This window comes from Aliirhizobium cellulosilyticum, from assembly GCF_014198105.1.
Classification (GTDB): Bacteria; Pseudomonadota; Alphaproteobacteria; order Rhizobiales; family Rhizobiaceae; genus Neorhizobium; species Neorhizobium cellulosilyticum.
Window position 1 is genome coordinate 851,630 of sequence record NZ_JACIGW010000002.1, and the last position, 19,562, is coordinate 871,191.

At 59.5% G+C, this 19,562-nt stretch carries 21 protein-coding genes; 9 read left to right on the plus strand and 12 right to left on the minus strand.

The genetic code is table 11. The annotated features are described in order from the left end of the window. The 3 genes from rdgB to rph are packed head-to-tail and all read right to left on the minus strand — an operon-like array spanning position 1 to position 1,792. Positions 1–645: an RdgB/HAM1 family non-canonical purine NTP pyrophosphatase gene (gene rdgB, locus GGE33_RS12870; RefSeq protein WP_183823599.1), complete on the minus strand. Its 645-nt coding sequence runs from the start codon at positions 643–645 to the stop codon at positions 1–3. Between the two features lie 8 nt (positions 646–653). Further along, positions 654–1,061, minus strand: coding sequence for a VOC family protein (locus GGE33_RS12875; RefSeq protein WP_183823601.1), 408 nt, complete (start codon positions 1,059–1,061; stop codon positions 654–656). Between the two features lie 11 nt (positions 1,062–1,072). After that, complete coding sequence (gene rph / locus GGE33_RS12880; RefSeq protein ID WP_148146008.1) at positions 1,073–1,792, minus strand: ribonuclease PH; 720 nt, start codon at positions 1,790–1,792, stop codon at positions 1,073–1,075. Between the two features lie 276 nt (positions 1,793–2,068). On the opposite strand from rph, the gene hrcA reads away from it, so the two are divergent. Together hrcA and grpE are read left to right on the plus strand one after the other, a co-directional pair. Further along, positions 2,069–3,157: a heat-inducible transcriptional repressor HrcA gene (gene hrcA / locus GGE33_RS12885; RefSeq protein ID WP_148146009.1), complete on the plus strand. Its 1,089-nt coding sequence runs from the start codon at positions 2,069–2,071 to the stop codon at positions 3,155–3,157. 91 nt (positions 3,158–3,248) lie between these two features. After that, on the plus strand, positions 3,249–3,878 hold the full coding sequence (grpE, locus tag GGE33_RS12890; RefSeq protein ID WP_183823603.1) for a nucleotide exchange factor GrpE: 630 nt from the start codon (positions 3,249–3,251) through the stop codon (positions 3,876–3,878). Between the two features lie 36 nt (positions 3,879–3,914). Here the strand turns inward: grpE and GGE33_RS12895 are convergent, their stop codons facing one another. The 7 genes from GGE33_RS12895 to mutM all read right to left on the minus strand — a co-directional run bounded on the left by GGE33_RS12895 (position 3,915) and on the right by mutM (position 10,179). Further along, positions 3,915–4,151, minus strand: a complete 237-nt coding sequence (locus tag GGE33_RS12895; RefSeq protein WP_148146011.1) for a hypothetical protein — start codon at positions 4,149–4,151, stop codon at positions 3,915–3,917. A 123-nt stretch (positions 4,152–4,274) separates the two neighbouring features. Then, positions 4,275–4,871, minus strand: a complete 597-nt coding sequence (locus tag GGE33_RS12900; protein WP_183823605.1) for a class I SAM-dependent methyltransferase — start codon at positions 4,869–4,871, stop codon at positions 4,275–4,277. A gap of 6 nt (positions 4,872–4,877) precedes the next feature. Beyond that, on the minus strand, positions 4,878–5,495 hold the full coding sequence (locus tag GGE33_RS12905; protein WP_183823607.1) for a LysE family translocator: 618 nt from the start codon (positions 5,493–5,495) through the stop codon (positions 4,878–4,880). 162 nt (positions 5,496–5,657) lie between these two features. Next, positions 5,658–7,232, minus strand: a complete 1,575-nt coding sequence (dnaA, locus tag GGE33_RS12910; protein WP_183823609.1) for a chromosomal replication initiator protein DnaA — start codon at positions 7,230–7,232, stop codon at positions 5,658–5,660. A gap of 820 nt (positions 7,233–8,052) precedes the next feature. Further along, positions 8,053–8,319 carry a 30S ribosomal protein S20 gene (gene rpsT / locus GGE33_RS12915; RefSeq protein WP_112507133.1) on the minus strand — a complete coding sequence of 89 codons (267 nt, stop codon included), beginning with the start codon at positions 8,317–8,319 and terminating at the stop codon, positions 8,053–8,055. Between the two features lie 167 nt (positions 8,320–8,486). Then, complete coding sequence (locus tag GGE33_RS12920; protein ID WP_183823611.1) at positions 8,487–9,272, minus strand: enoyl-CoA hydratase; 786 nt, start codon at positions 9,270–9,272, stop codon at positions 8,487–8,489. Positions 9,273–9,300: 28 nt separating this feature from the next. Further along, the gene (mutM, locus tag GGE33_RS12925) at positions 9,301–10,179 is read right to left on the minus strand and encodes a bifunctional DNA-formamidopyrimidine glycosylase/DNA-(apurinic or apyrimidinic site) lyase (RefSeq protein WP_183823613.1); all 879 of its coding nucleotides are present in this window, start codon (positions 10,177–10,179) and stop codon (positions 9,301–9,303) included. Between the two features lie 151 nt (positions 10,180–10,330). On the opposite strand from mutM, the gene ubiE reads away from it, so the two are divergent. From ubiE to GGE33_RS12950, 5 genes are all read left to right on the plus strand, one after another. After that, positions 10,331–11,107, plus strand: coding sequence for a bifunctional demethylmenaquinone methyltransferase/2-methoxy-6-polyprenyl-1,4-benzoquinol methylase UbiE (gene ubiE / locus GGE33_RS12930; RefSeq protein ID WP_183823615.1), 777 nt, complete (start codon positions 10,331–10,333; stop codon positions 11,105–11,107). 4 nt (positions 11,108–11,111) lie between these two features. Continuing rightward, positions 11,112–12,671, plus strand: coding sequence for a 2-polyprenylphenol 6-hydroxylase (gene ubiB, locus GGE33_RS12935; protein ID WP_183823617.1), 1,560 nt, complete (start codon positions 11,112–11,114; stop codon positions 12,669–12,671). A 72-nt stretch (positions 12,672–12,743) separates the two neighbouring features. After that, on the plus strand, positions 12,744–14,318 hold the full coding sequence (locus GGE33_RS12940; protein WP_246435973.1) for an aromatic amino acid ammonia-lyase: 1,575 nt from the start codon (positions 12,744–12,746) through the stop codon (positions 14,316–14,318). Between the two features lie 126 nt (positions 14,319–14,444). Continuing rightward, complete coding sequence (locus GGE33_RS12945) at positions 14,445–15,770, plus strand: hypothetical protein (RefSeq protein ID WP_183823619.1); 1,326 nt, start codon at positions 14,445–14,447, stop codon at positions 15,768–15,770. Further along, positions 15,757–16,533, plus strand: a complete 777-nt coding sequence (locus GGE33_RS12950) for a COG3904 family protein (RefSeq protein ID WP_183823621.1) — start codon at positions 15,757–15,759, stop codon at positions 16,531–16,533. Before GGE33_RS12945 ends, GGE33_RS12950 begins: the two co-directional genes overlap by 14 nt. A 9-nt stretch (positions 16,534–16,542) precedes the next feature. On the opposite strand, the gene GGE33_RS12955 is transcribed toward GGE33_RS12950, so the two are convergent. Further along, positions 16,543–17,823, minus strand: a complete 1,281-nt coding sequence (locus GGE33_RS12955; protein WP_183824120.1) for an MFS transporter — start codon at positions 17,821–17,823, stop codon at positions 16,543–16,545. A gap of 92 nt (positions 17,824–17,915) precedes the next feature. On the opposite strand from GGE33_RS12955, the gene GGE33_RS12960 reads away from it, so the two are divergent. Continuing rightward, positions 17,916–18,797 carry a LysR family transcriptional regulator gene (locus GGE33_RS12960; protein ID WP_183823624.1) on the plus strand — a complete coding sequence of 294 codons (882 nt, stop codon included), beginning with the start codon at positions 17,916–17,918 and terminating at the stop codon, positions 18,795–18,797. Here the strand turns inward: GGE33_RS12960 and GGE33_RS12965 are convergent, their stop codons facing one another. Beyond that, positions 18,798–19,352, minus strand: coding sequence for a glyoxalase superfamily protein (locus GGE33_RS12965; protein ID WP_183823626.1), 555 nt, complete (start codon positions 19,350–19,352; stop codon positions 18,798–18,800). It lies immediately after the preceding gene. Between GGE33_RS12965 and GGE33_RS12970 the strand changes: the two genes are divergently transcribed. Then, positions 19,351–19,560: a hypothetical protein gene (locus GGE33_RS12970; RefSeq protein ID WP_183823628.1), complete on the plus strand. Its 210-nt coding sequence runs from the start codon at positions 19,351–19,353 to the stop codon at positions 19,558–19,560. The genes GGE33_RS12965 and GGE33_RS12970 overlap by 2 nt on opposite strands. Positions 19,561–19,562 lie beyond the last annotated feature (2 nt).

Consider the following 19,562-nt stretch of genomic DNA (forward strand, 5'->3'; position numbering starts at 1 on the left):
TCAGGCCTCCAGGCAGGTTTCGACGAAGAGTTTGAAGGCGCGGGCACGGTGCGACAGGGCATGCTCGTCGCCCGGCTTCCAGCCATGCTTTTCTTCACTGGTCATCTCGCCGAAGGTCGTTTCATAGCCTTCAGGCTGGAAAAGCGGATCGTAACCGAAGCCCGCGGTGCCACGCGGCGGCCAGGCGACCACACCTTCGACCTCGCCGCGGAACAGCTCGGTATGGCCATCCGGCCAGGCGAGGCAGAGCACGCTGACGAAACGGCAGGTGCGCTTGTCGGGCGTATCAGCGCCCTTTTCCTGCAGCGCTTTCTCGACCTTTTCCATCGCCATCTGGAAATCGCGGCTGCCATCCTCGCGCTCGGCCCAGTTGGCCGTATAGACGCCCGGTGCGCCGCCGAGAGCATCAATCACGATGCCGCTGTCATCCGACAACGCCGGAAGGCCCGAAGCCTTGGCCGATGCCAGCGCCTTGATCGTGGCGTTTTCCTCGAATGTCGTGCCGGTTTCGTCCGGCTCCTCGAACTTCAGTTCCGCGGCAGACTTTGCCGAAAAACCGAATGGTCCGATCAACTCGGCGATCTCCCTGATCTTGCCGGCGTTGTGGCTTGCGACAACGATCGTCTTGGTCTCGAGCTTACGCATGAAAATTCCTACTTCAGGTTCCAGAGCATGGGCTCTGCACATTCCAGGCTGTTGCCGGCGGGATCACGGAAATAGATCGAGCGGGCGCCGTTGGGCCAGCGGAAATCGCTTTCGATCACAATGCCTGCCTTGTTGAGCTTTTCGACCATCCTGTCAATCGCCTCCGCACGCATACGGAAACAGAGGTGACCGGGGCCGGTTGCGCCGTGCGGCGGAACAGGGAGCGCGTCAGAAGACGGCGGCTTTACCGTCTCCTTCGGATCAAAGATCAGCAGGATCATCTCTCCGCAGCTAAAGAAGAGGTGGCGGTTGCCGGCGCGCAGGACTTTTTCAAGCCCCAGCACACCGCCATAAAAAGCCTCCGCCGCGTCGAGATCGTCGGTGTAAAGTGCGGTTTCGAGTATGCCTTCGATCACCGCTCCACCTTTCAGGCGCCGATGGCGGCCTTCTGCATGGCAACCAGTTCCTGCGTGCCGGCTTCGGCGAGCGTCAGAAGCTGCAGGAATTCCTCGCGGCTGAACGGCTTGCCTTCGGCTGTGCCCTGCACTTCGACGATGCCGCCCGCGCCGGTCATGACGAAGTTCGCATCGGTCTCCGCAGCGGAGTCTTCGAGGTAATCCAGGTCGATCACCGGCTGGTTGGCGAAGATACCGCAGGAGATTGCCGCGACGTGATCCTTCAGGACCTTGTCGAGCTTGATCATCGAGCGGGTTTCCATCCACTTGAGGCAATCGTGAAGCGCGATCCAGCCGCCGGTGATGGACGCCGTACGGGTACCGCCATCGGCCTGGATGACGTCGCAGTCGATGGTGATCTGCTTTTCACCGAGCGCCTCGAGATCGACGACCGCACGCAGCGAACGGCCGATCAGACGCTGGATCTCGAGCGTGCGACCGCCCTGCTTACCGGACGTGGCTTCCCGCTTCATGCGGTCGCCGGTGGCGCGCGGCAGCATGCCGTATTCGGCGGTTACCCAACCCTTGCCGGTGTTGCGCAGCCACGGCGGGGTCTTTTCTTCAAGGCTTGCGGTGCACAGCACATGCGTGTCGCCGAACTTCACCAGACAGGAGCCTTCGGCATGTTTGGAGAAGTTGCGCTCGAAAGACACTTTGCGCATCTGGTTTACTGGTCTGCCTGAAGGCCGCATTGATCACTCCCTATATCAGCGCATCGCATCTTCAGGCGAGACGCCCAAGCATGCGATGATCCTTTGATTTTCCGCATTGGATGACAGGCGAATTGTTGCCGTTTTCATCTGTTGCAGCGTTTCCCGCCTTCTAAGGTGCGCGGGCTTCATTTGCAAAGAAAAAGCCTTGGCCGCGCCTTATCGTGACAATTGGCACGACATCTGCGATTTCCCTTTTGAGGCCTCCGCTGCAATAACTATATTTCGGAGGCGAACAAATCGAGGTTACTTAGGGATATGAGCTTTTCTGCGGGTAGAGGCATGGATGTCGGGTCGATGCTCGACGAGCGCTCACGCGAGATCTTTCGTCGTATCGTGGAGAGCTATCTGGAAAACGGCGAGCCTCTCGGCTCCCGCAATTTGTCGCGCCTGCTACCCATGTCGCTGTCGCCGGCATCGGTACGCAATGTGATGAGCGATCTCGAACAGTTGGGCCTGATCTATTCACCGCATATCAGCGCAGGTCGGCTGCCGACGCAGAGCGGGCTGCGCTTCTTTGTCGACGCCTTCATGCAGACTGGCAACCTTTCCGATGAGGAACGCGCCAGTATCGATCGACAGGTGCGTCCCAACGACAGGGACCAGACGCTGGAAAACCTGATGACGGATGCGAGCCTGATGCTGTCAGGCGTCTCGCGCGGAGCCGGCATCGTCATCACGACGAAAAGCGACCCGATCCTCAAGCATGTGGAATTCATCCGGCTGGAGCCGACAAAGGCCCTGGCTGTGCTTGTCGGCGATCACAATCAGATCGAAAACCGCATCATCGATTTGCCGGCAGGCGTGACCTCTTCACAGCTTACTGAAGCTGCCAATTTTCTCAACGCACACCTGACCGGCCAGACGCTTCCCGAATTCCGGGGGCAGATCAAGAAGTTGAAGCAGGAGGTGCAGACGGAAGTCGATGCTCTGGCGCAAGATCTGATCGAGAAAGGCCTAGCGGTCTGGTCAGGCGACAGCGAGGAAGGCAAGCCGACCCAGCTCATCGTTCGCGGCCGCGCCAATCTTCTGGAGGGATTGGGAGAGGCTTCGGATCTGGACCGGCTGCGGCTGCTATTCGACGATCTGGAGAAGAAGGACAGCCTGATCGAAATACTGGAGCTTGCCGAAGCCGGGTCCGGGGTTCGGATTTTCATCGGATCGGAAAACAAGCTGTTTTCGCTATCCGGTTCATCGCTGATCGTCGCACCCTATCGCGATGGCGAGGACCGGATCGTCGGGGCCGTCGGCGTGATTGGACCAACCCGCCTCAACTATTCGCGTGTTGTACCGATGGTCGATTATACGGCCCAGTTGATCGCTCGCTTGTCGCGCGGCTCGATGTAAGTCAGCTCCTTCGTCCTCCAAGCCTTGATTTTTTGCCCGCAAACCTCGATATCGAGCGCAAATTCAAGATACAGATCAATCGGAGAACGTCATGACCGACGAAACCAAGAAAACCGGACCTGAAGCAGCTTTCGCGGATAACGAGGTCGAAGCTGCAGCAGCCGATTTTGACGGTGCCGCCGAAGAGAAAGCTGCTGAGGTTGCAGCCGAGCCGGATCCGCTGGATGTGCTTAAGGCCGAGAATTCCGAACTGCGCGACCGCTTCCTTCGGCTTGCTGCCGAAATGGACAATCTGCGCCGCCGAACCGAGCGCGATGTGAAGGACGCCAAGTCATATGCCGTTTCCGGCTTTGCACGTGACATGCTGGCCGTTTCGGACAACCTTCGCCGTGCTCTCGATGCAGTTCCGGCCGACCAGCGCTCTGGCGCGGACGCCACGCTGATGACCCTTCTCGAAGGCGTCGAAATGACCGAACGCGCCATGCTTTCGGCTCTTGAGCGTCATGGCGTGAAAAAGATCGATGCAGAGGGCGAAAAGTTCGACCCGAACTTCCATCAGGCGATGTTCGAAATTCCTAACCCGGCCGTTCCGAACAACACGGTCGTGCAGGTCGTGCAGGCAGGCTTCACGATCGGCGACCGCGTTCTGCGCCCGGCCATGGTCGGTGTTGCCAAGGGCGGCCCGAAGACCGAAGCCGCTACGGCCGGCGGCGACGCCTGATATCAAGCATCGTCACTGAGGCGTGCGAACGGCTCTTCAGTGGGTCGTCTCCAGAGCGGAGCTTGCCAGATTACGGATAAGCTCCAGCTCCTGCTTCAGATGGATCCGCGTTCTGCGATCCGTTTCGGCCAAAGCGCTGCCTTCTTCATCGGCAAGCGCGAAGATGATGTCGAGTTCGTCCAGCAGGTCTGGATCCTTGATGGCAAGCAGGGTGATGACGGCTTTCAACAACTTGTCGTTCGCCGCGATGCGGGCGCGCGCTTCTTCATTCATTGCCTTCCTCCAGAGATACGATCAAACATGTAGCGCCTTTCTCTAAAACAAAGGGGGAGGATTAGATGTTTCGAAAGAATTACTGCAACCGTACGCGCTAAGCTTCACTAAGTTCGCCCTGCATCAAGACTTGACGGCAGTTACGTGGAGCCATTCGGTTGGCTTGCGATCGTAAGCACTGCCCGACTGCTCTTCCATTGTTATCGATTTCCAAGGCAGGACTTCGTATTTCAACTGAAGCCAATCCCTTGACGGATAGTTGAAAAATCGGCCCAAGGTATCATGCCCTTCGGTTTCGCCTGCCTTGAAACTGGCGTAGAACACTCCGCCCGGGCGCAGGGCCGCATGGATCTTCTGCAGAATGCCGCCAAGCTCGCTACGTGGGACGTGCAACAGGCATGCATTGGCCCAGATACCGTCGAAGGCCGATACCTTATCGATATCCTCGAAACGCAGGACCGGAACGGGGATGGAAAGACGCAATGAAGCTTCGCTTGCCATCTCCAGGATGCCATCGGTGGGCAGGACATCAAAACCGCGGGCAATCATGACGGCGCTGTCACGGCCACTGCCGCAGCCGAGTTCCAGAATGGTTGCTCCTGCAGAAAGCCCCGCGAGAAAGGCATCCAGCCGTTTCAGGCTCGCATCTGAAAGCGCCGCCGCATATGTTGCCGCGTTGTGGGAGTAGAAGAGCGATGTCGGATCGTCCTTACCATGCATTGTCGCTCACCGCTGCGACAAGAGAAGCTTCGTGCCGAAACCGACAAACACCGTTGCGACGCCGAGATCGATCTTCCGTTTTGCCTTGAGGTAAGCCGCCGCCACTCGTGGATGGGTAATCAATGCAACGAGGCAGCTATAATAAAGCGCCGAGACGGTCACCATTACCCCGATCGCAGCAACACCGTAAAGAAATGGCGTGCCGGCCGGCATGGTGACGGCGAAGAGCGAGGCGACGAAAAGCGCGGATTTCGGATTGGCGAGATTGGTCGCCAATCCCATGCGGTAAGCAGTCTTCAGCGAAAAATCGGCCTTTTCTGAGATGGCCTCTGGTGCTCTGCGCGCCTTTCTAACGTCAACAAACACACGAATGCCGAGCCAGATCAGATAAAGACCGCCGGCAATTTTCAAAGCCAGATAGGCAAAGGGTGCCGCCTGAAAAAGAGCATTGATGCCGAGCCATCCGGCGATGCCCCAGCACAGGGTTCCGGTAATAGTCCCCATGACCGCAGAGATCGCCACCTTGCGCGGTGCCGTCAGGCAGTAGCGGATTACCAGAAGCGTATTCGGTCCCGGCGTGATGCAAGCAACGCCCCAGATCATAGCGACAGATAACAGGAACATGCAGAGCCTCTTGGTCGATTACCGGCATTTTCCCAGAAGTTCGACTTGCGGGCTCGACTCGTCAAGAGCCTCTCGTCGAGAGCACCCATTATGGATAGTGAAAAAATGGGCCGCTCCTTGCGGAACGACCCATCCGGTCTTCAAATTTGGCTCAGCAGCCGATCATGCATTGTTCTCATTGATCAGGCGCTTCAGGAGCTCGACCTCATGGCCAAGCTTGCTGTCGTCGCCGATCAATTCCTCGATCTTGCGCACCGCGTGAAGAACGGTCGTATGATCGCGTCCGCCGAAACGACGGCCAATTTCCGGGAAGGAACGCGGCGTCATGGTCTTCGCCAGGTACATGGCAATCTGGCGCGGCTTGACGATGACGCGGGTACGACGGTTCGAAACGAGTTCCTGCCGCGACACGTTATAGTGACGGGCAACGACGCGTTGGATATCCTCGATACGGACGCGCTTTGCCTCGCCGGCACCAACCAGATGCGCCAGAAGCTCATCAACACGCTCGATGGAAAGCGAGGGCTCGAACGAACGACGGAACAGAAGCTGGTTGAAGGCACCTTCCAGTTCGCGGCCGCTGCTGGCGACGTTGCGGGCAACGTGGCTGAGAATTTCGGCCGGAATATCGAGCGACGGATCGTCCTGCTTGGCCGTCTGCAGGCGGCCCTTGAGCATTTCCAGACGCATTTCGTATTCCGGGGATTCCAGCTCGATGGCAACGCCACCCTGAAGACGCGAGCGGACGCGCGGATCGAGCGATTCCAGCTCCCAAGGTGCACGGTCAGCTGCAACAACAACCTGCTTTGCGCTGTCGAGCAGCATGTTGAGGAGGTGGCAGAATTCGTTCTGGATCATCTTGCCCTGCAGAAACTGCATGTCGTCGATGATCAGAAGATCGATATTGCGCAAGCTGTCCTTGAGCGTCAGGGCATCATTGTCACGGATCGCAGTAGCGAAACGCCACATGAAATATTCAGCCGTCAGGTAGACGACACGCGGGTTACGGTTGCTGCCGACGGCAGCGTTGGCAATCGCCTGAAGAAGATGTGTCTTGCCGAGACCGACATTCGAATGAATGAATAGCGGATTGAAGCGGACAGCGCCTGCACCGGCTTCGGCAATCGTCTTTGCGGCGGCAAGCGCCACGCGGTTGGAAGAACCTTCGATATAGGTCTCGAACGTATAACGGCTATCAAGAGGAGAGCCGAACAACGGTCCGGAGTGCGCATTGCGCGTCGCAGTCGAGGCTGCAGCCAGCGGCGCCGGAAAGGCTGCGATCTTGCCGATTTCACGCGGCTGCGAAGCGCGATTGAAACTGGTTGTAGCGCTGTTCTCGACCGGTGCCGGCCGCTGTTCGGCAGCACCGGGAGCCTTGATCGCGCGGCTTGCGCTGCGGACCAGGATTTCCACCTTGAGAATTTCCTTATCCTCTTCCTTGAAGAGGCCTTCGATCAGCTCGAGATACCGGTTGTTGATCCAGGATTTCAGGAAGGTCGTCGGAACGGTGAGCCGCACAACGCTTTTTGATACAGAATGAAGCTTAAGACGCGCAAACCAACTTGCATAAACATCCTGACCGACCTGCGCCTTCAATCGCGCACTGAACCGCTCGAAAAGAGCATCATGCTGCATTTCCGCTGTTTCCCCTGCCGCTTGGGAGCAAACTGTATCGAATCCCTGTCGAGCACGGTCGCTGTCACCAAGTGCCCGTGTCGATACGGTATTGATCTGCATTATTTGCCGCCTTCTGAATGGAAGCCCGGCGAACTGATTTCGCCAGACATAGTCGTAAATTTCACCGAACCCTTCCCGCTAAGGAAAGGCTTTAAATCGTCCCCTTAATTTTCCCAGCTTCATCCGCCAGAACGAAGCTCATCTTCCGGTCCGCCTCGTTCAGGCCGGTCGATACGGGTCACTCCAATGTCTCATCCTCGTACGAGACATCATGAGTGCGGAATGCCCACAAACCGCCGAGGCGGGCTGCGGACACAAAAGGAATGCGGCCGAAAAGTATGCACTTTCCGGTTTGCAACCCTAAGTTTATGGAAAACGGGAGTTCTTATCCCGCAGCAAAGAACATGAAACGTCCGCGACCTTCTCTTGATTGAGACTGTCAGCGAAAGCTCCTGAAGTTGTCCCCGAGCCCCTTGCTGGAAGCCATTTAGGCAGGATCACCTGGCAAGATCAACAGTGTTTTTTACCCAAAATTAAGCGCCGGGCGTTGACTCTTGCTGCGTGTTTAGAATGCCGCAGGGGCTGTCATAAAGAATCGCAGTTGAATCAATGGGATTCAAATTTGGCCAGCCACAACCATCGCGATTCACAGGAAAAATAAAAAATCGCTTGACTCTATTTTGACCCTCCAAGGTCCGGGCCAAATGAAGGCAAAGGCCAAGCTAATGCTCGTAAGTCTCTAATAAACCTGCATTTTCTTTGTCACGCATATGACACGAAACCGTTATTGAGCCGAGCAACGACCGGTTAAAAAGGCAGAATCAAAGAAAGCCCGGTCGTTAGACCAGGCTTTCTTAAAACTTTGAAATTGATAGCCGGCTTAGGCGGAAAGTGCCTTCACGCGAGCAGCAAGACGGGAAACCTTGCGGGATGCCGTGTTGCTGTGAAGAACGCCCTTGGTAGCGGCGCGAGCGATCTCAGGCTGAGCAGCCTTGAGTGCTTCTGCAGCAACGGAAACGTCACCGGTTGCGATGGCTTCTTCAACCTTACGGATGAAGCCGCGAACGCGCGAACGGCGAGCCTTGTTGACTGCGGTGCGGCGAGCGATCTTGCGGGTCGCTTTTTTCGCCGAAGTTGTATTGGCCATTTCATGCCTCTCTACGAATTCGAACCAACACTCCACCGTTGCCGCCGGTCCTGCGACCCATCATCCAGCAATTCGGGAGCAATAGAGGAAGCCGCATAAAGGCTTTCCCAACTGTGGGCGGGCATATAGCGGGAATACCCGCCCCAGTCAACGCGCTTTTTAAGCCTCTACCGGTTGGAAAAGGCGGGTTTACGCTTTTCGACGAAGGCAGCCATGCCTTCCTTCTGGTCGGCGGTGGCAAACAGCGACTGGAATACACGGCGTTCGAAACGCAGTCCTTCGGACAATGTTGCCTCGAACGACCGATTGACGGCCTCCTTGGCCATCAGCGTGGCGGCGCGTGGGAAGGCGGCAATCTTCACTGCTGCTGCCAGTGCCTCGTCCATCAGTTTTTCGGCCTCGACCACACGCGATACGAGTCCCGCACGCTCTGACTCCGCTGCATCCATCATCCGGCCAGTCAGGACCATATCCATCGCCTTGGCCTTGCCGACGGCGCGGGTGAGGCGCTGCGAGCCGCCCATGCCCGGAATGACGCCAAGGGTGATCTCAGGCTGGCCGAACTTTGCCGTATCCGATGCGATGATGAAGTCGCACATCATTGCAAGCTCGCAGCCGCCCCCCAGTGCAAAGCCAGAGACGGCAGCGATTAGCGGCTTGCGGAAAGAAGCAACTGCATCCCAGCCAGAAATGAAATCGCCGAGATAGGCATCAACGAAGTCGAGCGACTGCATTTCCTTGATATCGGCCCCGGCTGCGAATGCCTTTTCAGAGCCAGTGAGTACGACGACAGCAACGCTCTCATCCTTGTCATAGGCGCTCAGTGCCGCGGTCAGCTCGGTCATGACAACCGAATTCAGCGCATTGAGCGCCTTGGGGCGGTTCAGCGTGATGATCGCCACCGCACCGCGGGTTTCGGTCAAGATCGTCTCAAAGTCTGCTTCTAGGGTCATAGAGGTATCCTCCCGTGTCTGCAGCGGCTTATTTCTGGCAGGCCTGACAATAAAAGGTTGATCGGCCGGATTGCGCGATGCGCTCAACGGTACCGTTGCATCCAGGCATGCGGCAAGCCCCGCCCTCGCGATCATATACAGAGAAGGAATGCTGGAAATAACCGAGTGATCCATCCGTCTGGATATGGTCGCGCAGGGACGAGCCGCCGGCGGCAATCGCATCGGCGATGACGGCGCGGATCGCCTCGGTCAGAGCCAGCAGCTCTTTCTTCGGCTTTCCCTTCGGCGTCACAAGCGTGCCCGACTGGCGTTTCGGCGACAGGTGCGATCGCCACAGGGCTTCGCAGACATAGATATTGCCGAGACCCGCGATGACCGTCTGGTCGAGCAACGCGCCCTTCAGCGGCTGGCTCTTGCCGCTCAGTCGTCCGGCGAGATAATCGGCATCGAGTGCATTGCCGGTCGGCTCCGGGCCGAGCTCGGCAAAGGCGGGGTAGAGATCGAGCTCGCTGCGCTTCCACAAATGCATGAAGCCGAAACGGCGCGGGTCGTTATAGATGATCTTCTGTTGCCTCCGGTCACGCTCGACGTGAAAGATCACATGATCATGTTTGCTGTCTTTCGAGCGCGCATAATGAAAGTCGCCCTGAACGGCATCCTCAATGCGGAACGAACCCGACATGCCGAGATGGCTGATCAAGGTCAGGTCGTCTTCCATATCGATCAGCAGATATTTCGCACGGCGCCCAAGGGAAATGATGCGACGGCCGGAGACCCTTTCGGCGAAGGCTTCCGGCAGCGGAAAGCGCAGATCCGGGCGGTTCTGCTGAAGCTGTGTCACAAGCGCACCTTCCATGACCGGGGCAAGCCCGCGTCTGACGGTTTCGACCTCTGGCAATTCGGGCATGGATACCTAACTTCCTGTTTCAACAACCGCGCCGGTGATCTATAGACCGGACGGACAATTGATTTACCGACCGGGCCATCCACCACATAGCGATCCACAATCGGTTTCGCTACCATCGAAGGCTCAAGGACAAGACGTTAAGGAGTAACCGATGACCGAAGCCCGAACCGGCGCCCATGGCGGAATGGAAACCTCCTATGGCTTCCGCCAGGTGGCCGACGGAGAAAAGCAGGGTCTGGTCAACGACGTCTTCCACAAGGTCGCCAAACGCTACGACATCATGAATGACGTGATGTCGGCTGGCATGCACCGCGTCTGGAAGGATGCGATGATCGCAGCGCTCTCGCCGCGCAAGGAAGAAGGCTACAAGACACTCGACGTTGCCGGAGGCACCGGCGATATCGCCTTCCGCATCGTCGAGGCTTCCGGCCGCAGGGCGCATACGACCGTGCTCGACATCAACGGCTCGATGCTTGCCGTCGGCGCAGAACGTGCGGCGAAGAAGAAGCTTTCCGACAATCTGGATTTCGTCGAGGCCAATGCGGAATCGCTGCCTTTCGAAAACAATTCCTTCGATGCCTATACGGTCGCCTTCGGCATCCGCAACGTGCCGTGCATCGATGTGGCGCTGTCCGAGGCCTATCGCGTCTTGAAGCGCGGCGGGCGGCTGCTGGTTCTGGAATTTTCCGAAGTCGAAATGCCGTTGCTCGACAAGTTTTACGAAGAGTGGTCGTTCAGGGCGATCCCGCAATTCGGCAAGATGATTACCGGCGATGCCGAACCCTACCAGTATCTGGTGGAATCGATCCGCAAATTCCCCAACCAGGAGAATTTCGCCACGATGATCCGCAATGCCGGTTTTTCGCGCGTGACCTATACCAACTATACCGGCGGTATCGCCGCGCTGCATTCCGGCTGGAAGCTTTGAGCGCATGAGCACGATCGGCGCCTATTTCCGGCTCGCCCGTGTCGGCTGGGTCCTTGTCCGCGAAGGCGTGGTTTCCGCGCTGCCGACCGAAGACATGCCGCCGGCTGTCGGTTTCGCCAAATCGATGCTGGAACCGCTCGCGCGCTTTCGCGCCAAGAAGCAGGCGCGCAGCGAAAGGCTGACGCGTGCCGTCGACAGGCTCGGACCGTCCTATGTGAAGATCGGCCAGTTCCTTGCCACCCGCCCGGACGTTGTCGGTGTCGACTGGGCCGTCGATCTTGCCATGCTGCAGGACCGGATGGCGTTTTTCCCGACGGATGCCGCCAAGAACGCGATCCAGACTTCGCTCGGCCGGCCGATCGAAGATCTCTATACGGCGTTTGAAGAACCGATTGCCGCCGCGTCCATCGCGCAGGTTCATCCGGCGACCGTTAACGGCAAGAAGGTTGCCGTGAAGGTCGTGCGCCCCGGCGTGCGGCAGCGTTTCGCCCATGACATCGAGGGCATGTATGTGGTCGCCCGCATGCAGGAACGCCTCATGCCGTCCAGTCGGCGCCTTCGCCCTATCGAGGTGACGCGGACACTGGAACAGACGACCAAGATGGAAATGGACCTGCGCCTCGAGGCAGCAGCCCTTTCCGAGATTGCCGAAAATATCAAGGATGATCCAGGCTTTCGGGTACCGACCGTCGACTGGGAGCGGACCGGCCGCGATGTCATCACCATGGAGTGGATCGACGGCGTCAAGATGAACGATGTCGAGGCGCTGCGAGCCGCCGGTCATGATCTGGAAAAACTTGCCGAAGTGCTGATCCAGTCCTTCCTGCGCCACACGCTGCGCGACGGCTTCTTCCACGCCGACATGCATCCGGGCAACCTGTTCGTCGAACAGAACGGCACGATCGTTGCCGTCGACATGGGCATTACCGGGCGGCTGGGCAAAAAGGAGCGACGCTTCCTCGCCGAGATCCTGTTCGGCTTCATCACCCGCGACTACATGCGCGTTGCCGAAGTGCATTTCGAAGCCGGCTACGTGCCCGGCCACCACGACGTGGCCGCATTTGCGCAGGCGATCCGGGCGATCGGCGAGCCGATCCACGGACAGCCGGCCGAAACGATCTCGATGGCGCGTCTTCTGGCGTTGCTGTTCGAAGTGACCGACCTTTTCGAGATGCAGACCCGGCCGGAGCTGATCCTGTTGCAGAAGACGATGGTGGTGGTCGAGGGCGTGTCGCGCATGCTCAACCCGCGCTTCAACATGTGGAAGGCGTCGGAGCCGGTCGTCGGCGACTGGATCCGCGACAATCTCGGCCCGAAACGCGTAGTCTCCGACGTCAAGGATGGGTTGAAGGCGATCGTCAAGCTTGCCGAGGCGGCACCCGAAATCGCGGCACAAACGGGCAAGTTCCACCAGGAACTGGTCCATATGAGCGAAAACGGCCTGCGCTTCGATCCGGAGACAGCGGAGGCGATCGGAAAGGCGGAAGCACGGCATAGCCGCTACGGCAGATTGGCGCTCTGGGTGATTGCTGCTGCTCTCGTCTATATCGCCGTGACGCTCTAACGGGCTTCGCGCGACATATCCGTTCGCATTTCGGGATATCCCGCAGCCACTTATCTCCATTAGGGTGGAAGCATGGCAAAGCAGATGTCCGAAGCGAAATTCCCCATCCGGTTGACCGGGCAGCCGCTCGGTTTTGCGGAACTTCTGGTGATCGGCGATGGCCGCGCCTCCGTCAGCGCCGAGCCGGACGGCATGGCACGTGTTCGAGCAGCAAGAGCCGTGCTTGAACAGGCGATCGCCGACGGCATGCCGGTCTACGGGGCGACGACCGGCGTCGGCGCGATGAAGGATATCGAATGGTCGAGCGACGAACTGGACCAGTTCAATCTCGGCCTGGTGCGCGCCCACCATTTCGGAACCGGCGATCCATTTCCGACAGAGGTGGTGCGCAACGCTATTGCAATGCGGGTCAACACGGCGCTGACCGGCTATGTCGGCTGCACGACGGAGCTGGTGGAGAGTTATCTGGCACTCCTGGAAGCAGACGTCATTCCCATCGTTCGTCGAACCGGTTCGATCGGTTGCGCCGATATCGGGTTGATGGGGCAGATAGGCGCCGTTCTGACTGGTGTCGGGGAAGCCGTCTATCGGGGCAGAAGGATGCCGGCGGAAGAGGCTTTCAAGGCAGCGGGCCTGAGCTCCCAGCGGATGGCACCCCGCGACGGTCTCGCCTCGCTGAGCGTCAATTCGGTCAGTTTCGCCGCAGCTGCCCGGATCATGCGTGGAGCCGCCGGCGCCTTGCGCGTGCTGCTGGCTACAGGCCTCACCGCAGCCGGCGCCATGGGTGCGTCCCGCGATCCCTGGCTCGCCGTCACCCATGTGGGCACGCCGCGCGAGGCGATGATCGGCTCCTGGCTGCTCAATGCCTCGCAGGGCTGGGCGTGGCCAAGCGGCACCCATGTGCAGGACCCGCTCAGTCTTCGAATGATCCCGCAGGTTTTCGGCGCAGTGTTCGAAAGCGTGCTGACGTCCGGCCACAAGATCCTCGCGGCGACCGGACGCTCCGACGACAATCCGGTGATCGCCGACGGTCGGGTGCTTACATCCGGTGGATCGCTGCCGCTCGATGTGACCGTGCTGATGGAATCGGCTGTACTGTGCATGGCGCATGCGGCGCGTAATTCCTTCAACCGCTGCGTCCTTCTGGGCAACGGCCAGCGGCGTGACCTGCCGGTCAATCTGGTGCCGCCCGGTGCGATCGCCACCGGCTTCGGGCCGATCATCAAGCTTGCCGGCGATATCTATTCGCGGGTTCTTTCGATGAGCAATCCGGTTTCGGCACAGTCAATCGTCGTTGCCGGCGGCATGGAGGACGAGGCAGCCTTCCTGCCGCTTGTGGTAGAACGCTTCGAGCGACAGGTCCGGGCTGTGAGACGTCTCGCGGGACTGGAGGCGCTGCTGGCTGCACAGGCGATGGATTTGCATGGCGACGAGCCGGGCGGCGCAGTGGGGCTTATCTACGAGGTGGTACGCAAACACGCGGCATTCTATACCATTGATCGCGCGCTTTCCGCCGAGGTGGAAGCGATCGAGGAGGAACTTGCTTCCGACGCCTTCCTGGCAAAGCTGATCGCGATCTCGCCCATTCACGCGATCGACGATTTCTTCGCACTCGGCGGTTTCGGCATGCAGGCAATCAAGACGTGAACGGATTTCGACCGTAAAGCCTAGGTTTCCCGGCCTTTTGCCATTTCCGCACCACTACCCTGTCTTGATTCCGCCGGTTTCTTCATACCTCTTTAAGGAATACATTCCTCTTCCCGGAGATTGCCGATGGCCTTGGGTCCTACGCAACGCCTGAAGGACGGTGTCGCAGCCGTCGAAACCATGACCCGTTTCGCGCTTGCCGTTCTGGCGCTGGCGTCTGGCGTCTACACCTATCTAGGCGTCCGCTCGATCCTCGACGGATCGCCGACCGGCGTGTTTTTTGCCGCGATCATCTATTCGGTTTCGGTCTCGGTCGGCATCTATGCCTTCTGGTCCTATATGGCGCGCTTCTACCCGCATATCACCAGCCGGACCGGCAAGACCGCGATGCTGTTCGTGATGGCATGCGGTGCGGCGATGATCCTTGCCATGTCGAGCTGGCTGAATGCTGCGGCCCTTGCCGGCTCTGCCGCCGTCGAGCAGCACCTTTCGGAAACAGTCGAAGGTTACGCCGCAGATCTGGACCGCGCCCACCAGAACACGCTTGCCGTTCAGAGCCTTTTGCCGGACATCCAGCGCGCCTCGGAGCGGTTTACCCAGCTTGCCGCCGTCGAGCGGCAATCCGGCTCGCTGACCGGCACGACGGGTTCGGGGAGCGTCGTGCAGCTTCTGACCCAGATGTCGGGGCAGATGAGATCGCTCGAGGCCAATATCAACGGTTCGCGCGAGCAGGTGGCGGAGCTTTTCGAGCAGGGGCAGAAGCGGCTGGAAACGATGCGTTCGCTGATCTCGGCACCCGGCCTGATCGCGCCGCGCGCCGACCAGTTTTCGACCGAAGCGGTGGCGCTGACCGGCGTCATCAGTTCGCTCGCCCAGACATCGATTGCCCCATCGATCCGCCGCGCGGCAGATGATCTCTCGCTCGGCTTCATTGCGCCTGTCGCCGATGGCAGCGATGCCAATCTGGTCAACCGGCAGGATCAGGTGATGGCGACGGTCAGAGCCTCTGTTGCCGCACAGTCGAAGGCACTTGCCAAGGCCGCAGACGAAATCCTTTCGCGCGCGCCGGTGACCGAGCGTCGCTTCGTGCCTTTGTCTTCGGCTGAAGCCGTGTTGCATTATGCCGAAGACTTCATTCCCGCCTGGGCCGGAGCGATCTCGATTGATCTTCTGCCGGGCGTGATGGTCTTCATTCTCGCCGTCGCCCACGCTTCGATCCGCCGCCAGGAGGAGAAACTGCCCTATGCCGAGCGCATTACCGCGGCAGAACTGATGCGGGCGCTGGAAATCCAGCGCGCGCTTTCGGCCAATGGCGTCGATCTGGAGGCTGCCGTCGCGAGAGCTGAGGAGGAGAACAAGGCGGAAGGCGAAGGCACAGCCGAAGAGCCGAACAATATTACCAATCTCGACCCGCGCTCGCGCGGCAGGGACAGGCTGCATGACGATCGGTGAGGCCATCCGCCGGATCGACGACGGCGTGCTGATGCGCTGCGTATTCTATATGCTGCTCGCGGCCTCCGCGACCTTTCTGGTGATCGATGTGCGCGAGATCGCAACTGCGAGCGCGGAACTGCCGGGTTTCGACCCGATGCATGACGATCAGCCCGTGCTGCCGCCTGCCCTGACGGACGGGCGCCCCGCTGCCCCACCGGTCGAGCCCGCCAGCCCGAGCGAAGTTCTGCGCAAGGCGATGACCTTCGACCTCAAATCCGGCGGCGTGCTGATGGCGGAAGGGACGATCGATCCGGGTGCGGCAGGACGGTTTGCGCAGGAAATCGAGGCGCGCGGGGAATATGTGAAGACCGTACAGCTGAACTCGCCGGGCGGTTCGGTGGATGACGCGATTGCGATGTCAAAACTCATCCGCGAGAAGAAGCTGCAGACCCGGGTCGCTTCACGCGGGCTTTGCGCCTCGTCCTGCCCGATCGCCTTTTCCGGCGGCACCGAGCGTATCGCGGAAAACGATGCCGTCGTCGGTGTGCATCAGGTGTTCAACGGCAGCCGCGAGCGGCCAACGGCTGAACAGGCGATGTCGAGCGCGCAGTCGACGACCGCGCGGGTTGCCCGGCATCTGGAAGACATGGGCATCGGCTCCGGTCTGTGGCTGCATGCGCTGGAGACGCCACCCGACCGACTCTATTACCTGAGCGCAAAGGAAATGGCGGATTTCAAGCTGGTCACCCAGCCGATCCGGGCTGTCCGGACCAACGGATAGCAATGGCTTTTATCTAGCCTTGCGACAGCTAAGGAAGTAGGCCGTCTGTCCGGCAACCAGAGCGAGCGCCAACATGATGCCGGTAAAGGTGATGACCGCCGACCAGCCGCCGGCGCTCCAGAATTTTCCGCCGATCGAACCGGCAATGCTGGAGCCCAGATAATAGGCCAGAAGATAAAGCGAGGAGGCATGCCCCTTGTTGGCTCCGGCCAGACGCCCGATGAGAGCGCTTGCGACCGCATGGGCCATGAAGAAACCCGCCGTCAGCATGGCGATACCGAGAATGATGAGGATGAGCGGCGATGCCAGCGTGGTCATCAGCCCGGCAAACATCAGGATGATACCCGCCATCATTACCTGAAACTGGCCGAAACGGTCGCTCAGCGTGCCGCCGACCCATGACGAGCCGACACCACACAAATAGGCGGTGAAGATCAGGCCAAGTTCGGTCTGGTTGAGGTGATAGGGTTCGACCACCAGCCGGAAGCCGGAATAGTTGTAGATGGTGACGAAGGAGCCCATCAGCAGGAAGCCGATGAGAAATAGCAGTGCCAGCGGGCCTTTCCTGACGTGGCCGAGCCAGGCCGAGACGTGATGGCTGGCGCTGGAACGGCGCGGCTTGAAGTTGCGCGACGGCGGCAACATAGTGAAGAAACCGATGGCAGCCGCGATGCCGAAAGCGCCGATGACGGCCAGAGCCACGCGCCAAGACAGATACTCGGCGAGAATGCCAGTGAAGACGCGCCCAGACATGCCGCCCAGCGCGTTGCCGGCGATATAGAGGCCCATCGCGGCGCCGATGCCCTTGGGATCGATCTCTTCCGACAGATAGGCCATGGCAACGGCCGGGACGCCACCGAGCAGCAAGCCCTCCAGCGCGCGGATCACGAGGATGAGGTTCCAGCTCGGCATGATGGCGCAGGCAAGCGTGCAGAGCGAGGCCCCCATCAGCGAACAGAACATCAGGCTGCGACGACCGAAACGTTCGGAGATCGCGGCGGCACAGAAGATGGCCAGCGCAAGCAGGCCCGTCGACAGTGACAGCGACAGCGAACTCATGGCCGGGCTGACCTTGAACTCGTCGGCAAAGATCGGCATCAGCGGCTGTACGCAATAGAGCAGCGCAAAGGTCGAGTAACCGGACATGAAAAGTGCCAGGCTAGCCTTTCGGTAGCCTGGCGTACCGCGCGTCAGATATTGTTTGGGAGGATCAGACTGAGGCGGGGCAATCGTGGGTTCTAGAGTATCGATTTCGGAAGCTAAAGGACGGCTGGCGGCGGCGGACGGCATGATAAAAAAGACCTTCTGGAATACCCCGAATCTAGCCAGCATGCGTTCATGTGTCCAATATATGGAGGACGCGTTCGTGATAGGTTTTAGATATGGAGCTTCGACATCTTCGTTATTTCGTCGCCGTCGCGGAAGAACTGAATTTCACCAGGGCAGCGGCAAAACTCGGCATCGGCCAACCGCCGCTCAGCCAGCAGATTCGTGACCTCGAAACGGAGATCGGCTCGCAGCTGTTTCACCGGGTGGCGCATGGCGCAGAACTTACGGCGGCTGGTATCGCATTTCTTGCAGAGGCCAGGATCTCGCTTGCGGCGGCGGATCACGCAAAACTTGCGGCGCAAAGAGCCGCGCGTGGCGAAACGGGGCGTCTGACGCTCGGTTTTACGGCTTCGGCGACGTTCAACCCGGCCGTGACGACCATCATCCGGCAGTTTCGGGCGCGATGGCCGGAGGTCGCCCTGTCGCTGATCGAGATGAACAGCAACTGGCTGATGGAAAAGCTCTCAAGAGGTGAACTTGACGTCGCCTTCATTCGGCCGGGGCTGGAGGATCCGAAGGACGTGCGACTGAAACGCATGGCGGACGAACAGATGCTGGTGGCGCTTCCTGCCAGTCACCCGCTTGCGGCACAAAGCCGCGTGAAGCTCGCAAGTCTTGCCGGCGAGCCTTTCATCATCTTTCCGCGCAATATGGGCCTTAGTCTCTATACCGACATCCTGCAGGCCTGCAAGGAAGCCGGTTTCGAGCTGACGGTGACACAGGAAGCCCCTCAAATCCCTTCGGTCGTCAATCTGGTCGCGGCGGGCCTTGGCGTGTCGATCGTGCCCAAATCACTTGCCAAGATCGAAATCGACGGCGTCGTGTTTCGACCGATAGAAGGGCCGCCGCTGGTGGCGCGACTGGGGATCGCCGTGATGAAGGAACAACGATCCCCAATCGCACTCAATCTTTTCGGGCTTGTTCAGGCGAGCTAATCAGCTTTGCTTGATCTCGCGCTCGCAGAAGGTGATGCGGTTGCTGAACGGGTCGATGACAGTGACCTCCAGTCCCCAGTCCGCCTGCTCCAGCCCCGGCCGCATATAGGGGTAGTTCTTGCCGATCAGCTCTTTCTGGAAGGCGGCCGCCCCCGACATGGGCACGAATACGCGCGCGCCGGGCGAGGCGTCACCGGCATGTTCGGAGAGATGGATCAGCATGCCGCTGCGCGACATCTGGCAATAAAGCGGTGCAGTGGGCGCGAAGCGATGTTCCCAATCCACGGCAAAGCCGAGGAAATCCCGATAGAATTCCATCGCCTTCGTCACATCGAAAATGCGGAAGATCGGGATGGCGGGCTGGATGGAGATCGGATCTTTTCGCTCCGTCGGTACTGCCGCATCGATCTTTTCGGCAAGAACATTCCAGTCGTCATAGCCGAACTGGGCCGAGACCAGTTCCAGCGCCTTGCTGTGGGAGAGTTCGACATTCTGTTCGGCAAGCGCCTCGCGCAGGCTTTTTGCCATCAGTTTTGCATCGCGGAAATCGCGCATGACATCATCCTTTCAACGGACGAACGGCCAAATCAGTGCCCGCATTGCTGATCCGTTCGTCATCATTGACCGGATGGTCGAGGATGATGGTCGGTGGATGCATTCACCATGGCTGGAAGCCGCGGGCGGCTGGCCGCATCCGGCCACGCGAATTGGTAACGCAGCGGATTGTCGCAGGCAAGTGGATCCGCAGCCGTTCACCACTTGATG